This window comes from Streptomyces sp. NBC_00654 (assembly GCF_026341775.1).
Lineage (GTDB): Bacteria > Actinomycetota > Actinomycetes > Streptomycetales > Streptomycetaceae > Streptomyces.
The window spans coordinates 1,355,192-1,370,464 of sequence record NZ_JAPEOB010000002.1 but is presented as its reverse complement, the minus strand read 5'-3'; the positions used below and the strand labels follow the sequence as shown (position 1 = coordinate 1,370,464).

13 protein-coding genes are annotated in these 15,273 nt (G+C 71.7%); 11 read left to right on the top strand and 2 right to left on the bottom strand.

Going from position 1 to position 15,273, the window contains the following annotated elements; genetic code table 11:
• The first annotated feature begins 240 nt into the window (after nucleotides 1–240).
• From OHA98_RS26230 to OHA98_RS26205, 6 genes are all read left to right on the top strand, one after another.
• Entirely contained in the window at nucleotides 241–564 is a 324-nt protein-coding gene (locus tag OHA98_RS26230; RefSeq protein WP_014044803.1) for an integration host factor, read from the top strand.
• Between the two features lie 38 nt (nucleotides 565–602).
• Complete coding sequence (gmk, locus tag OHA98_RS26225; RefSeq protein ID WP_266929193.1) at nucleotides 603–1,220, top strand: guanylate kinase; 618 nt, start codon at nucleotides 603–605, stop codon at nucleotides 1,218–1,220.
• 78 nt (nucleotides 1,221–1,298) lie between these two features.
• Nucleotides 1,299–1,571 carry a DNA-directed RNA polymerase subunit omega gene (gene rpoZ, locus OHA98_RS26220; RefSeq protein WP_003970369.1) on the top strand — a complete coding sequence of 91 codons (273 nt, stop codon included), beginning with the start codon at nucleotides 1,299–1,301 and terminating at the stop codon, nucleotides 1,569–1,571.
• Nucleotides 1,572–1,701: 130 nt separating this feature from the next.
• Nucleotides 1,702–2,934 (top strand): bifunctional phosphopantothenoylcysteine decarboxylase/phosphopantothenate--cysteine ligase CoaBC, encoded by a 1,233-nt coding sequence (gene coaBC / locus OHA98_RS26215; RefSeq protein ID WP_266929192.1) that lies wholly within the window; start codon nucleotides 1,702–1,704, stop codon nucleotides 2,932–2,934.
• Nucleotides 2,935–3,145: 211 nt separating this feature from the next.
• Nucleotides 3,146–4,369: a methionine adenosyltransferase gene (metK, locus tag OHA98_RS26210; RefSeq protein ID WP_266929191.1), complete on the top strand. Its 1,224-nt coding sequence runs from the start codon at nucleotides 3,146–3,148 to the stop codon at nucleotides 4,367–4,369.
• Between the two features lie 111 nt (nucleotides 4,370–4,480).
• On the top strand, nucleotides 4,481–6,625 hold the full coding sequence (locus OHA98_RS26205; protein ID WP_266929190.1) for a primosomal protein N': 2,145 nt from the start codon (nucleotides 4,481–4,483) through the stop codon (nucleotides 6,623–6,625).
• 308 nt (nucleotides 6,626–6,933) lie between these two features.
• On the opposite strand, the gene OHA98_RS26200 is transcribed toward OHA98_RS26205, so the two are convergent.
• Nucleotides 6,934–7,494 (bottom strand): hypothetical protein, encoded by a 561-nt coding sequence (locus OHA98_RS26200; RefSeq protein WP_266929189.1) that lies wholly within the window; start codon nucleotides 7,492–7,494, stop codon nucleotides 6,934–6,936.
• A 287-nt stretch (nucleotides 7,495–7,781) separates the two neighbouring features.
• On the opposite strand from OHA98_RS26200, the gene fmt reads away from it, so the two are divergent.
• From fmt to OHA98_RS26180, 4 genes are all read left to right on the top strand, one after another.
• Complete coding sequence (gene fmt, locus OHA98_RS26195; RefSeq protein WP_266929188.1) at nucleotides 7,782–8,714, top strand: methionyl-tRNA formyltransferase; 933 nt, start codon at nucleotides 7,782–7,784, stop codon at nucleotides 8,712–8,714.
• A gap of 112 nt (nucleotides 8,715–8,826) precedes the next feature.
• Nucleotides 8,827–10,260 (top strand): RsmB/NOP family class I SAM-dependent RNA methyltransferase, encoded by a 1,434-nt coding sequence (locus OHA98_RS26190; protein ID WP_266929187.1) that lies wholly within the window; start codon nucleotides 8,827–8,829, stop codon nucleotides 10,258–10,260.
• A 150-nt stretch (nucleotides 10,261–10,410) separates the two neighbouring features.
• A complete protein-coding gene (gene rpe / locus OHA98_RS26185) occupies nucleotides 10,411–11,094 on the top strand; it encodes a ribulose-phosphate 3-epimerase (RefSeq protein ID WP_266929186.1) in 684 nt (227 codons plus the stop codon).
• Nucleotides 11,095–11,233: 139 nt separating this feature from the next.
• Complete coding sequence (locus OHA98_RS26180; RefSeq protein ID WP_266930915.1) at nucleotides 11,234–12,223, top strand: sugar-binding transcriptional regulator; 990 nt, start codon at nucleotides 11,234–11,236, stop codon at nucleotides 12,221–12,223.
• Between the two features lie 70 nt (nucleotides 12,224–12,293).
• Here OHA98_RS26180 and OHA98_RS26175 read toward each other — a convergent pair whose 3' ends face one another.
• The gene (locus OHA98_RS26175) at nucleotides 12,294–13,355 is read right to left on the bottom strand and encodes a terpene cyclase (protein WP_266929185.1); all 1,062 of its coding nucleotides are present in this window, start codon (nucleotides 13,353–13,355) and stop codon (nucleotides 12,294–12,296) included.
• Nucleotides 13,356–13,653: 298 nt separating this feature from the next.
• On the opposite strand from OHA98_RS26175, the gene OHA98_RS26170 reads away from it, so the two are divergent.
• Entirely contained in the window at nucleotides 13,654–15,120 is a 1,467-nt protein-coding gene (locus tag OHA98_RS26170) for a GuaB1 family IMP dehydrogenase-related protein (RefSeq protein WP_266929184.1), read from the top strand.
• Nucleotides 15,121–15,273: the final 153 nt, after the last annotated feature.

The window sequence follows — 15,273 nt, the reverse complement described above, 5'->3', positions numbered from 1 at the left end:
CTGACACGTTTGCCGTGTGTTGACGAATTCCTGACCCGAAATCCCCGCTGTTTCGCCTGAAATGTCCTGGTCGGCTGAGGCTGACCAGGACTTTTCGTCCGTTCTCGCTGACTAGCGCGGCCTTGGCCGCTAGTCTCCGTCGAGAGCCAACGAGCACATGTTGTTCGTTGCTCAGGTGTGGGGCGACCAGCTTCCTCACCGGTCCGTATCCGACAGATCGACATCCGAGGTGACGTAGGCGTGGCTCTTCCGCCCCTTACCCCTGAACAGCGCGCAGCCGCGCTCGAAAAGGCCGCCGCGGCTCGCCGGGAGCGGGCCGAGGTCAAGAATCGACTCAAGCACTCCGGTGCCTCGCTCCAAGAGGTCATCAAGCAGGGTCAGGAGAACGACGTCATCGGCAAGATGAAGGTCTCCGCGCTCCTGGAGTCCCTGCCGGGCGTGGGCAAGGTCCGCGCCAAGCAGATCATGGAGCGTCTCGGTATCTCCGAGAGCCGCCGGGTCCGGGGTCTCGGCTCCAATCAGATCGCATCCCTGGAGCGTGAGTTCGGCGGCACCGCCGCCTGACGTTCTCAGGCACTCCTGAGAACCTGGATAATCGCTCCATGGCTGCAACATCCCGGGGGACGTCCCCCGTACCCCCGGACGTACGTCCGCGGCTGACCGTGCTCTCCGGCCCCTCGGGGGTCGGCAAGAGCACGGTCGTCGCTCATATGCGCAAGGTTCACCCCGAGGTCTGGCTCTCGGTGTCGGCGACGACCCGCAGGCCGCGCCCCGGGGAGAGCGACGGTGTCCACTACTTCTTCGTGGACGACGAGGAGTTCGACAAGCTCGTCGCCAACGGCGAACTGCTGGAGTGGGCCGAGTTCGCGGGCAACCGGTACGGCACGCCGCGCCGGGCCGTGCTCGACCGCCTGGAGGCCGGCGAGCCGGTCCTGCTGGAGATCGATCTCCAGGGGGCCCGGCTCGTCCGGCAGTCCATGCCCGAAGCGCGCCTGGTCTTCCTCGCCCCGCCGAGCTGGGACGAACTGGTGCGCCGGCTCACCGGCCGCGGGACCGAACCCCCCGAGGTCATCGAGCGCAGGCTCGCCGCCGCCAGGATCGAACTGGCCGCCGAGGCGGAGTTCGATACGACGCTGGTCAACACCTCCGTCGAGGATGTGGCCCGTGAGCTGCTAGCCTTGATGTTGCAGGCTTCCGCCCACCGTGACAGCAGCGACTGAATCACACGGAGCATCACCCCGGCGGAATCCGCACTGTCAAAGATCTCTTTGATATTTACCCCCTTCGGAAGGCAGAGAGTGTCCTCTTCCATCACCACGCCCGAGGGCATCATCAACCCGCCGATTGATGAGCTCCTCGAAGCCACCGACTCGAAGTACAGCCTCGTGATCTACGCCGCCAAGCGCGCGCGCCAGATCAACGCGTACTACTCGCAGCTCGGTGAAGGCCTCCTCGAGTACGTCGGTCCGCTCGTCGACACCCACGTGCACGAGAAGCCGCTCTCGATCGCGCTCCGCGAGATCAACGCGGGCCTGCTGACCTCCGAGGCCATCGAGGGCCCCGCGCAGTAGGCAGCGAAGCACCTTCACCTCAGGCCCGGCGGGCAGACCGCCGGGCCTGAGGTGTGTCCGAGGTCCGTGCGGACGGCTTCGGGCGGTGAGGCAGCATGGAGGGACACGTAGCCGAGTGCGGGGAGACGCAGTGCAGAAGCCGAAGGTCGTCCTGGGGGTCAGCGGAGGCATCGCCGCCTACAAGGCGTGCGAGCTGCTGCGCCGGCTGACCGAGTCCGGGCACGACGTACGCGTCGTGCCGACCGAGTCCTCGCTCCACTTCGTCGGCGCCGCCACCTGGTCGGCGCTCTCCGGACACCCCGTCTCCACCGAGGTCTGGGACGACGTCCACGAGGTGCCGCACGTGCGCATCGGACAGGGGGCCGACCTCGTCGTCGTCGCCCCGGCCACCGCGGACATGCTCGCCAGGGCTGCCCACGGCCTCGCGGACGACCTCCTCACCAACACTCTGCTCACCGCGCGCTGTCCGGTGGTCTTCGCGCCCGCCATGCACACCGAGATGTGGGAGCACCCCGCCACCCAGGAGAACGTGGCCACGCTGCGCCGCCGGGGCGCCGTCGTCATCGAGCCCGCCGTCGGCCGGCTCACCGGCGTCGACACCGGCAAGGGCCGGCTGCCCGACCCCGGAGAGATCTTCGAGGTCTGCCGCCGGGTCCTGAGCCGCGGCCCCGCCGCGCCCGACCTCGCGGGCCGCCATGTGGTGATCAGCGCGGGCGGCACCCGTGAACCCCTCGACCCCGTCCGCTACCTGGGCAACCGCTCCTCCGGGAAGCAGGGGTACGCCCTGGCGCGTACCGCTGTCGCCCGAGGGGCCAGGGTCACCCTGATCGAGGCCAACACGGGACTGCCCGACCCGGCCGGCGCCGATGTCCTGCGCGTGGGGACCGCGCTCCAGCTGCGCGAGGCCGTACTGAAGGCCGCCGCGGACGCGGACGTCGTGGTGATGGCGGCGGCCGTCGCCGATTTCCGGCCGGCCGAGTACGCCCAGGGAAAGATCAAGAAGAAGGACGGCCAGGAGCCCCCCGCCGTCGCCCTGGTCCGCAACCCCGACATCCTCGCCGAGGTCGCGGGCGGGCGGGCCCGGCCGGAGCAGATCGTCGTGGGATTCGCCGCCGAGACCGACAACGTCCTGGCCAACGGCCGGGAGAAACTCCGCCGCAAGGGCTGCGACCTGCTCGTGGTCAACGAGGTGGGGGAGCGCAAGACCTTCGGCTCGGAGGAGAACGAGGCCGTCGTGCTCTCCGCCGACGGCGGGGAGATCCCCGTGCCGCACGGCCCCAAGGAAGACCTCGCCGACACGGTGTGGGACCAGGTGACGTCGAGGTTCGGACAGATTTCACATTCGCCGCTTCGGGGGATCTAAAGCCAACGAAAACGGATACATTCGCCACCCCGAAGGGCGATTCTTCCTACCGGCCGCAGCAGTGCCGCACATCACAGACATGCCAAAGTGCGAGACACGTGGGCCAAGCGGCGGGTGCGACCGATAAACTGGACGACGGTACGAGCCGGGCGCAGCTCCCGGTCGTACCACCAATGATCAGCCAGCAGCCGCTGCAACCCCAGGGAGCGATGTGTCCCGCCGTCTCTTCACCTCGGAATCTGTGACCGAGGGTCACCCCGACAAGATCGCTGACCAGATCAGCGACACGATTCTCGACGCCCTCCTGCGCGAGGACCCCACCTCGCGCGTCGCCGTCGAGACCTTGATCACCACTGGTCTGGTGCATGTCGCGGGTGAGGTCACGACCAAGGCCTACGCCGACATTCCCAACCTCGTGCGCAACAAGGTCCTGGAGATCGGCTACGACTCCTCCAAGAAGGGCTTCGACGGCGCCTCCTGCGGTGTCTCGGTGTCCATCGGCGCACAGTCCCCGGACATCGCCCAGGGCGTCGACACCGCCTACGAGAAGCGCGTCGAGGGTGCCTCCCAGCGGGACGGGGAGGACGAACTCGACAAGCAGGGTGCGGGCGACCAGGGCCTGATGTTCGGCTACGCCTGCGACGAGACGCCCGAGCTGATGCCGCTCCCGATCCATGTGGCACACCGGCTCTCGCGCCGCCTCTCGGAGGTCCGCAAGAACGGGACCATCCCCTACCTGCGCCCCGACGGCAAGACCCAGGTCACCATCGAGTACGACGGTGACAAGGCCGTCCGGCTCGACACGGTCGTGGTCTCCTCGCAGCACGCGAGCGACATCGACCTGGACTCCCTGCTGGCGCCGGACATCCGTGAGTTCGTCGTCGAGCACGTCCTGGCGCAGCTCATCGAGGACGGCATCAAGCTGGACACCGAGGGCTACCGTCTGCTGGTGAACCCGACCGGACGGTTCGAGATCGGTGGCCCGATGGGCGACGCCGGGCTCACCGGTCGCAAGATCATCATCGACACCTACGGCGGCATGGCCCGGCACGGCGGCGGCGCCTTCTCGGGCAAGGACCCGTCCAAGGTCGACCGCTCGGCGGCGTACGCGATGCGCTGGGTCGCGAAGAACGTCGTCGCCGCGGGTCTCGCCGCCCGCTGCGAGGTCCAGGTCGCGTACGCGATCGGCAAGGCCGAGCCGGTGGGCCTGTTCGTCGAGACGTTCGGCACGGCCGCCATCGAGACCGAGAAGATCGAGAACGCCATCGGTGAGGTCTTCGACCTCCGCCCGGCCGCGATCATCCGTGACCTCGACCTGCTCCGCCCGATCTACGCCCAGACCGCGGCGTACGGTCACTTCGGCCGCGAACTCCCCGACTTCACCTGGGAGCGCACCGACCGCGTCGACGCCCTCCGTCGGGCCGCGGGCCTGTAGGACCGCCGCGCAGTCACGGCTTGCCGGGGCCCGGACACCGATCGTGGTGTCCGGGCCCCGGTGTCGTGACACCCGGCGCCGCTGTCAGTCCCGTCTGGTAGGAATTTGGCTGTGAGCAGCGACAACGAGCAGTCCGCCGAGCCCGCGGCCGGGGCGCCGGAGCAGCTTGCGCTGATCCGCGAGACCGTCCGCAGGGCGAAGGTGCCGAGGGCCAAGCCCCGGACCTGGCGGGGCGCCGCGCTGGCCAAGGAGCTCCCGGTCGCCCGGGTCCTGGTGAACAAGGGCGTGCTCCATCTCGACCAGTACTTCGACTACGCCGTCCCCGAGGAGCTCGACGCCGACGCCCAGCCCGGGGTCCGGGTACGCGTGCGGTTCGGCGCCGGGGGACGCAATGTGCAGGGCGGGCGGCGCGAGGGCGGCGGGCTGATCGACGGATTCCTCATCGAGCGGCTCGCCGAGTCCGACTATCAGGGCGCCCTTGCCGCCCTCGCCTATGTGGTCTCCCCGGAGCCCGTGCTCGGACCGGAGCTGCTGGCGCTGTCGCGGGCCGTCGCCGACCGGTACGCGGGCAGCCTCGCCGATGTGCTCCAGCTCGCCGTCCCGCCGCGCAACGGGCGGGCCGAGGCCAAGCCGTCCCCGGCCCCCCTGCCGCCGCCCGCGGCGCCCGGTCCGGGCAGCTGGGAGCGGTACGGACAGGGCCCCGCCTTCCTGCGGGCACTGGCCGCCGGTGGTGCGCCGCGGGCCGTGTGGACCGCGCTGCCGGGACCGCACTGGCCGCGGGAGATCGCCCTCGCCGTCGCGGCGACGCTCTCCTCGGGGCGCGGTGCGCTGGTCGTCGTACCGGACGGACGGGCCGCCGGCCGGATGGACGCCGCGCTGACCGAGGTGCTGGGGGACGGCCGGCACGCCCTGCTCACCGCGGACTCCGGACCCGAGAAGCGCTACCGCCAGTGGCTCGCCGTGCGCCGGGGCTCGGTACGGGCGGTCGTCGGCACCCGGGCCGCGATGTTCGCCCCCGTGGCCGATCTCGGCCTGGTCGTCATCTGGGACGACGGGGACTCCAGCCACAGCGATGACAACGCCCCCTTCCCGCATGTCCGCGAGGTCCTGGAGCTACGGGCGGCACACGGCGGATGTGCCTTCCTGCTCGGCTCGACGGGCTGCACCGTGGAGGCCGCCCAGCTCGTGGAGAGCGGCTGGGCACTGCCCCTGAGCGCGGACCGGGACAAGCTGCGGGCCGCGGCGCCCCTGATCCGTACGGTCGGCGACGGCGAACTCGCCCGGGACGGGGCGGCGAGGACCGCCCGGCTGCCCAGCCTGGCCTGGCAGACCGTGCGGGACGGGCTGCGTTCCGGCCCGGTGCTGGTCCAGGTGCCGCGCCGGGGTTACGCCCCCCGGCTCGCCTGCGAGCGCTGTCGCACTCCGGCCCGGTGCCGGCACTGCGCGGGGCCGCTGGAGGCCCCCGACCAGCGGGACCTCGACTGCGCCTGGTGCGGCCGCGCCGAGCGGGCCTGGCACTGCACGGCCTGCGGGTCCACCCGGCTGCGCGCCCGGGTCGTCGGAGCCCGCCGGACCGCCGAGGAGCTGGGCCGGGCCTTTCCCGCGGTGCCGGTCCGGACCTCGGGGCGCGACCACATCCTGGACGCCGTACCGGGCGCACCCGCGCTCGTCGTCAGTACGCCGGGGGCCGAGCCCGTCGCCGAGGGCGGCTATGCCGCCGCGCTGCTGCTCGACGGCTGGGCGATGCTCACCCGACCGGATCTGCGGGCCGGGGAGGAGGCGCTGCGCCGCTGGACCGCCGCGGCGTCGCTGGTCCGGGGGCAGGACGAGGGCGGCACGGTGGTGATCGTGGCCGAGCCGACGCTGCGGCCCGTGCAGGCGCTGGTGCGCTGGGACCCGGCCGGGTTCGCCCGGCGTGAGCTGGCGGAGCGCGCCGAGCTGGGCTTCCCTCCGGTGTCCCGGATGGCTTCGGTGACCGGTCCGGCCGAGGCCCTGGCCGGTTTCCTCGCCACGGCCGGACTGCCGCCGGAGGCCGAGATCCTGGGTCCCGTGCCGGTACCGGCTGCCGAACCGGGCAGGCCGCGCCGGCCGTGGGACGCGCCGCCCGGCGAGACCTGGGAGCGGGCACTGATCCGGGTGGTCCCGGGCCGCGGAGCGGCGCTCGCCGCCGCGCTGAAGGGGGCGCGGGCGGCGCGTACGGCCAGGGGCGGGGGCGACCCGATCCGGATCAGGATCGACCCGCCGGACATCGGCTGAGGCACCCTCCCCGGACCCACCGTCAGACCCCCGGTCCCGCGGGCCTTTGTCGGCCCGGCAGACCTCACCAGCACCCCGGGCCCCACCAGCACCCCGGGCCCCACCGGCACCGCAGACCTCACCGGCACCCCGGGTCTCACCGGCACCCCGGGTCTCACCAGCACCCCGGGCCCCACCGGTCCCGTGGGCCTGCCCGGCGGAGCGGCGGCCGTGCGCCGGTCGCCCCGCACCAGCCGCGCGCGGAGACGGGGCTGCCCCGCCGTGCGACCGGCACGGTGGGGCAGAAGGGGGGTACGGGCGGCGTCGGGTCAGCCGTTGCGCGGGCCGGGGAAGGCACCCGGGCGGATTTCCTCCCGCGCGACAGCGGCGCCCGTCGAGGGCTGCGGAGGCATCGAGCGGGCGGCGGGCACCCCCGGGAGCACGGGGCCAGAGGGGACGGTGGGAGCCCCGGGAGAGACGGTGACAGGACGGGACACCGCGCTCTCGGCGGCGACGGCTTCGGCGGTGCCGGGCTGGGGGGCGGCGCGACGCGACCCGTAGCGCCGGTGCACCGCCTGCTTGGTGACCCCGAGCGCAGAGCCCACCGCGTCCCAGGAGAAGCCCAGCGAACGGTCGAAGTCCACCGCCGCGGTGACCAGCGTCTCGACGCTGTCCCGCAGTTCCTGGGCGAGGCGGACGGTGGGGGCCGGGGCCCTGCCGTAGACGACGAAGCCCGCGGAAGGGCCGGAGCGGCGGGGGCGGTAGACATTGCCCAGCTGGGCGGTGAGTGTGCGCAGCGCGTCCACCTGCCGCCGGACCCGCTCGATGTCCCGCACCAGAAGATGCAGACTGGCCCGCGCTTGGGCGTCGTGGGTTGCGTGGTCGGCCATGAAGAAGCCTCTCGAACCGGCGTTGAAAGGGACCGGGCCGCACCGCGGCGGCCCGCTTCGGTCAATCTCTTTTGACCAACGCCTCAGCCGGGGATGTGGTCACGCTATCGGGGCGTATGTGCATATGCGTGGGGCGCAAAGGCGCGCGTACGCCCCCGACGGGATCAGAACGTGAGCCCCCCGGCTCGCGGTTGCCCGTCCGCACGCCGGAGGCCTTCCGGGCACGCTTTAGACTGGTGCGCTGCTCGCCACCGTACGTTCTCGGCCCGAGAGGCAGTCAGCCACCCATGAAGCTCGTCTTCGCCGGCACCCCCGAGGTCGCCGTCCCCGCCCTGGACGCCCTGATCGCCTCCGAACGGCACGAGGTGGCCGCCGTGGTGACCCGTCCCGACGCCCCCGCGGGCCGCGGGCGCCGTCTGGTCGCCAGCCCCGTCGCCGAGCGGGCCGAGGAGGCCGGGATCGAGGTCCTCAAGCCGGGCCGGCCGCGGGACGAGGACTTCCTGGCCCGGCTGCGGGAGATCGCCCCCGACTGCTGCCCGGTCGTCGCCTACGGGGCGCTGCTGCCCAAGGCGGCGCTGGCCGTGCCCGCCCGGGGCTGGGTCAATCTGCACTTCTCGCTGCTGCCCGCCTGGCGCGGTGCCGCGCCGGTGCAGCACTCGGTGATGGCCGGGGACGAGGTGACCGGAGCGTCCACCTTCCTGATCGAGGAGGGTCTCGACTCCGGTCCGGTCTACGGCGTCCTCACCGAGGAGGTCCGGCCCACCGACACCAGCGGCGATCTGCTCACCCGGCTCGCCTTCGCCGGTGCCGGGCTGCTCGCGGCGACGATGGACGGCATCGAGGACGGCACACTGCACGCCGTGCCGCAGCCCGCCGAGGGCATCACCCTCGCCCCGAAGATCACTGTCGAGGACGCGCAGGTGCGCTGGGCCGACCCGGCCCTGCGGGTGGACCGGGTCGTGCGCGGCTGCACCCCGGCCCCCGGGGCCTGGACCCTCTTCCGGGGCGAGCGGCTGAAGCTCGTCCAGGCCACCCCGGTCCTGGACCGTACGGATCTGGCGCCCGGCGAGCTGGCCGCCGCCAAGAACAACGTGTACGCCGGCACCGGTTCGCACGCCGTCGAGCTGCTCTGGGTGCAGCCGCAGGGCAAGAAGCCGATGAAGGCCGCCGACTGGGCGCGCGGAGTGCGGATCGCCCCGGGCGAGCTGCTCGGGGTGTAGTCCCCGGCACCGGGCCGCGGTCCCCGGGGCCCGGGACTGCGGTCACCGGCGTCCGGGGCGGCGACGTAGGCTGGGGAGGTTCGCCCCCTCACCCTCCGCGGAGCACCTTCACGTGAACGACCAGCAGCGTCGCCGTCCCGCCAAGCCCCATCGCCGTCCCCAGAAGGATCCCGTCCGGTTCCTCGCCTTCGAGGCGCTCAGGGCCGTCGACGAACGTGACGCGTACGCCAACCTGGTGCTGCCGCCGCTGCTCAGGAAGGCCCGCGCCAAGGGCGACTTCGACGCCCGGGACGCGGCACTGGCGACCGAGCTGGTCTACGGGACACTGCGCCGCCAGGGCACGTACGACGCGATCGTCGCGGCCTGTATCGACCGGCCGCTGCGTGAGGTCGACCCGCCGGTCCTCGATGTGCTCAACATGGGCGTCCACCAGTTGCTCGGCACCCGCATCCCGACCCACGCCGCGGTCTCCGCCAGCGTGGAACTGGCCCGGGTGGTGCTCGGCGAGGGGCGCGCCAAGTTCGTCAACGCGGTGCTGCGCAAGGTCTCGGCGCACGACCTCGACGGCTGGGTGGAGCGCGTCGCCCCGTCCTACGAACAGGACGCCGAGGACCATCTCTCCGTCGTCCATTCGCACCCGCGGTGGGTCGTCTCCGCGCTCTGGGACGCCCTGGGCGGTGGCCGCGCCGGGATCGAGGACCTGCTGGAGGCCGACAACGAGCGGCCCGAGGTCACGCTGGTCGCCCGTCCCGGCCGCTCCACCACCGAGGAGCTGCTGGAGGCCCTCGGTGAGGAGAACGGCCTGCCCGGCCGCTGGTCGCCGTACGCGGTACGGATGGCGGAGGGCGGCGAGCCGGGAGCCCTGACCGCCGTGCAGGAGGGGCGGGCGGGCGTCCAGGACGAAGGCAGCCAGCTCGTCGCCGCCGCCCTCGCCAACGCCCCGGTGAAGGGCAACGACACCCGCTGGCTGGACGGCTGCGCGGGTCCCGGCGGCAAGGCCGCCCTGCTGGCCGCGCTCGCGGCGGGTCGGGGCGCCGCTCTGCTGGCGGCCGAGAAGCAGCCGCACCGCGCCCGGCTCGTGGAGCGGGCGCTGGCCGGCAACCCCGGCCCGTACCAGGTCATCACCGCGGACGGCACCCGCCCGCCGTGGCAGCCCGGCACCTTCGACCGGATCCTGATGGACGTGCCCTGCTCGGGACTCGGTGCGCTGCGCCGTCGCCCGGAGGCCCGCTGGCGGCGCCGCGCGGCCGACCTGGAGAGCTTCGCACCCCTCCAACGCGGGCTGCTGCGCGAGGCGTTGAAGGCCGTCCGGGTCGGCGGCGTCGTGGGGTACGCGACCTGCTCGCCGCACCTCGCGGAGACCCGGGTCGTCGTGGAGGACGTCCTGAAGGGCCGGGGCGGGGAGCCGGTGAGCGCCGAGTGGATCGACGCCCGGCCGCTGATGCCCGGAGTGCCCGCGCTGGGGGACGGCCCAGACGTCCAGCTCTGGCCGCATCTGCACGGCACGGACGCGATGTATCTCGCGCTGCTGCGCCGGACCGGCTGAGCGGTGGCCGGGGTCCGTCCCGTACGGAGCCGGTAAAAGAGCGGTAAAGCACAGGCAAAATGCCGGGATTGTGCGAACTGTGATGATCGCGTGTGGCTTTGCGGCGCACGAAGGCGGGGAACCGGCCAGGAACGTGGCAGGCTTGGGTGCATGGCCCAGATCAACCCCAGCATTCTGTCCGCCGATTTCGCGCGTCTCGCCGACGAGGCGAAGGCCGTCGAAGGTGCCGACTGGCTCCATGTCGACGTGATGGACAATCACTTCGTGCCCAATCTGACCCTCGGGGTACCGATCGTCGAGGCGCTGAGCAGGGCGACGGACACTCCGCTGGACTGCCATCTGATGATCGAGGACGCCGACCGCTGGGCTCCGCAGTACGTCGAGGCGGGGGCGGGCTCCGTCACCTTCCACGTGGAGGCCGCGGCGGCGCCGGTCCGGCTGGCGCGGGAGATCCGGGCGAAGGGGGCGCGTGCGTCGATGGCGCTCAAGCCCGCGACGCCCATCGAGCCGTACGAGGACCTGCTCCCCGAGCTCGACATGCTGCTGATCATGACGGTCGAGCCGGGCTTCGGCGGCCAGGCGTTCCTGGACATCATGCTGCCCAAGATCCGCCGCACCCGTGAGCTGATCTCCAAGCACGGCCTCGAACTGTGGCTCCAGGTCGACGGCGGCGTCTCGGCGTCCACCATCGAGCGGTGCGCCGAGGCCGGTGCCGATGTCTTCGTCGCCGGCTCGGCGGTGTACGGGGCGGCGGATCCGGCCGAAGCGGTGCGGGCCCTGCGCGCGCGGGCGGACGCGGCAACGGCCGTGGCGCCCTGGGCGTGCGGCCACTGAACAAAGCGCAGATGAACGTGGCCCGACGGGGCCGATCAAGGATCGCCGGATCTGACAGGATGAACGGCGTATCGGGCGTGTGAACAGCAGTGAGGAGATCGCGGTGTCTGGCATCTCGGCGGGTCGGTCAGCCATGCGGATGGGACCCGCGGAGCTGGTGCAGGCGGCGGCCATGGCCCGCCGGTTCTACCTTGAGGGAAAGTCGAAGATCCAGATCGCCGAGGAGTTCGGCGTCAGCCGCTTCAAGGTGGCCCGGGTCCTGGAGACGGCCCTTGAGCGTGATCTCGTACGGATCGAGATCCGGGTACCGGCCGAGCTGGACGCCGAGCGTTCCGACGCGCTCCGGGCCCGCTACGGGCTCCGGCACGCGGTCGTCGTCGAGTCCCCGGCGGACGAACAGGACGACGCGGCCGACCCGGAGAACCTGGGCGAGGTCGCGGCCGACCTGCTCGGCGAACTGGTGAACGAGGGCGATGTCCTGGGCCTGGCCTGGGGCCGCTCCACCATCCATATGGCGGCGGCCCTCGACCGGCTGCCGCCCTGCACGGTCGTGCAGCTCACCGGCGTGTACGACGCGGGGACGGCCGAGCGCGGCTCGGTCGAGGCGGTCCGCCGGGCCGCCCAGGTATCCGGTGGCGAGGCGCACCCGATCTACGCGCCGATGCTGCTGCCGGACCCGGCGACCGCCGCGGCCCTGCGGCACCAGACGGGCATCGCCCGCGCCTTCGAGTACTTCGACAAGGTGACGGTCGCCGCCGTCTCGATCGGCTCCTGGGAGCCGGGCATCTCCACGGTCCACGACATGCTCTCCGACGAGGAGCGGGCGCACTACGCGTCGCTCGGCGTCGCCGCGGAGATGTCCGCGCACCTCTTCGACTCCGACGGCCGCCGGGTCGGGCGCGACCTCGGCGAGCGGTGCATCACGGTCGAGGCGGACCGGCTGCGCCGGATCCCCGAGGTGGTGGCGATCGCGGGCGGCCAGCGCAAGGCGGCGGCGATCGGTGCCGTACTGCGCTCCGGGCTGGTCACCAGCCTGGTGACGGACACGGCGGCGGCCGACTTCCTGCTCACCGAGTCGGTGGCCGGACCGCGCCCGGCGCTGGAGCGGGCCGACCCCGACGGGGAGTGACCCGGACGGACGGATACGGCGGAGGCCGGGCGCTGTGCGAGCGCCCGGCCTCCGCCGTGTGTCCGTCCCCTCAGACGGTGCGGTTCGTCTCCCCGGCGCACTGGACGGCGTGGTCACCGCCGATGCCCAGCACCGTCTCCTCCAGATACTCCCCGGGCTCCGCGTACTGGCTGACGTCGGCCGGGTTGTAGCGCGGGGTCTGCCGGGACCAGTCCAGATTGCCGCGCATCCAGCTGCGCATGCCGTCGAGGTAGGGCACGAGCAGACCGGAGAGCTGCGGATAGAGCTCCAGGAGTTCTTCCTCGGCCGTCAGGAACCGCTCGGTCTCCGTGGCTATCCGCTCGGCGACATGGTCCAGCGCCTGCTGTTCCCCCAGGGCCCGGTGGTGCCGGACCAGGTGGACGAGGTTGTGGATCTCGCCGAGCACCTGCTCCTTCTCGAAGGAGTAGACGTCATTGGCCCAGCACACGACGTTGCACGAGGCCTCCAGGGCGGTGATGAACCGGGGGTCGTTGTGGATCGACTCCGGGGCCTCGATGCCGGCCACGATCTCTATGAGGTCCATGCAGACATGGATGGCCCCGGTGTGCCGCCGCTTCGCGATGTACGTCTCCTCGGACGGCACCACGTCGTCGGCCCGGTTCCCGGCCTCCCAGGTGGTGGCCGTCGTGAGGTACATGACCAGATGCCAGGCGAAGCGGGTGCGCCAGTGCGGCGCGGCATTCGGAGTCGTACGTTCCCACAGGTCGGCCAGGGCCGTCACGGCGGCCGGGAGCTCCTCTCCCGGCAGCGGACGGGGAGCGGAGCCGTCCACCACGGCCCGCATCCGGTCGACCACGTCGCGTACCCGATCCGGGCTGCGGCCGAGATGCCCGTCGTCGAGCTGGTCGTCCACGAGGAAGAGCCAGACGAACCAATCGGCCACCAGATCGAGGTGTTCACCCTTGGCCGCCGGGTAGACCATGCCGACGAAGGCGCCGAAATCGGCCTGTTCGAAGCGCTTTCTCGCCGACTCGCGGTGTACCAGCCCGGTACGGCGCGTCCAGGCGTCAAGATGGTCCCGGGTGTGACCGACGTGCGGGTTGGTCCGCTGCGGGAACGGGCAGTAGATGTCCGGCAGTTCGCTGTCCACAGGCGGATCTGCATCCTCTCCGGTCAAACGGGCGTGTCGGGTTCTTCGACAGCGCCCCTACGGCGCTGCGCTGACCCCGAGACCTGCGGATTTGAAGCTACCTGACCCCTTGTCATCGGGTCCAGGGATGGTGATCACGAATGGTTCGAATTCCGTTCGGGTAGAGTCTGTGGGTAAGGCAGGTTCCACTTGCCCGGCCCCCCCGACCGCCTCCTTGGAGGAATACACGAATGCGGGGGTCTTTTGCTGTGTCTTCGTGGAAACGACCTGCACCGTTTCGTATGAAAATATGAGTGTTATGCGTTTTCTCGAGCCTGGCACCGGTCGTTACACAGAGTCCCCCTCGGTCCCGTACGACCTCACGTACGACGACGTCTTCATGGTCCCGGGCCGCTCGGCGGTCGGATCCCGCCAGGGTGTCGACCTCTCGTCGCCCGACGGCACCGGCACCACCATCCCGCTCGTCGTCGCCAACATGACCGCGATCGCGGGCCGCCGGATGGCCGAGACCATCGCCCGCCGCGGTGGCCTCGTCGTCATCCCCCAGGACATCCCGATCGAGGTCGTCACCGACGTCATCACCTGGGTCAAGACACGCCACCTCGTCCTCGACACCCCGATCGTGCTGGCCCCCGGCCAGACCGTCGCCGACGCCCTGTCGCTGCTGCCCAAGCGTGCCCACGGCGCGGGTGTCGTCGTCGACGAGGAGCGGCGGCCCGTCGGCGTCGTCACCGACCACGACCTGACCGGCGTCGACCGCTTCACCCAGCTGTCCGAGGTCATGTCCAAGGACCTGGTGCTGCTCGACGCGGACATCGACCCGCGCGACGCGTTCAACCGGCTCGACGGAGCCAACCGCAAGCTCGCGCCCGCGGTCGACGCGGACGGCAGGCTGGTGGGCATACTCACCCGCAAGGCCGCGCTGCGCGCGACCCTCTACACGCCCGCCACCGACGCCGGGGGCAGGCTGCGCATCGCGGCCGCCGTCGGCATCAACGGCGATGTCGCGGGCAAGGCCCGGCAGCTCCTGGACGCGGGCGTCGACACGCTCGTCGTGGACACCGCGCACGGCCACCAGGAATCCATGATCAGCGCGGTCAGGGCCGTCCGGGCACTCGACCCGAAGGTGCCGATCGTCGCGGGCAACATCGTCGCCGCCGAGGGTGTGCGCGACCTCATCGAGGCCGGCGCGGACATCATCAAGGTCGGCGTCGGCCCCGGCGCCATGTGCACCACCCGGATGATGACCGGCGTGGGCCGCCCGCAGTTCTCCGCGGTCCTGGAGTGCGCGGCCGAGGCGAGGAAGCACGGCAAGCACGTCTGGGCCGACGGCGGTGTCCGTCACCCGCGCGATGTCGCCATGGCCCTGGCGGCCGGCGCGTCCAACGTGATGATCGGCTCCTGGTTCGCCGGCACGTACGAGTCGCCCGGCGACCTCCAGCAGTCCGCCGACGGCCGCTACTACAAGGAGTCCTTCGGGATGGCCTCGGCGCGCGCCGTGAAGAACCGCACCTCGGAGGAGTCCTCGTACGACCGCGCCCGCAAGGCGCTGTTCGAGGAGGGCATCTCCACCTCACGGATGTTCCTGGACCCGGCCCGTCCGGGTGTCGAGGACCTGATCGACTCGATCATCGCGGGTGTCCGTTCCTCCTGCACGTACGCCGGTGCCGGCTCCCTGGAGGAGTTCGCCGAGAAGGCGGTCGTCGGGGTGCAGAGCGCCGCCGGCTACGCCGAGGGCAAGCCGCTGCACGCCAGCTGGAGCTGATCCCGCACCCTCCACGACACGTCTGCCCCTCCCGGTGGTTCACCCGGGAGGGGCAGTTGCGTTCAGCCGGTCGCGCCCCGACCGAAAGGCGTTTGTTTCCGGCTGCAGGGGGGTGCCTTTCCCGCGCTTCAACTCTGTTGAGATATAAGTAAT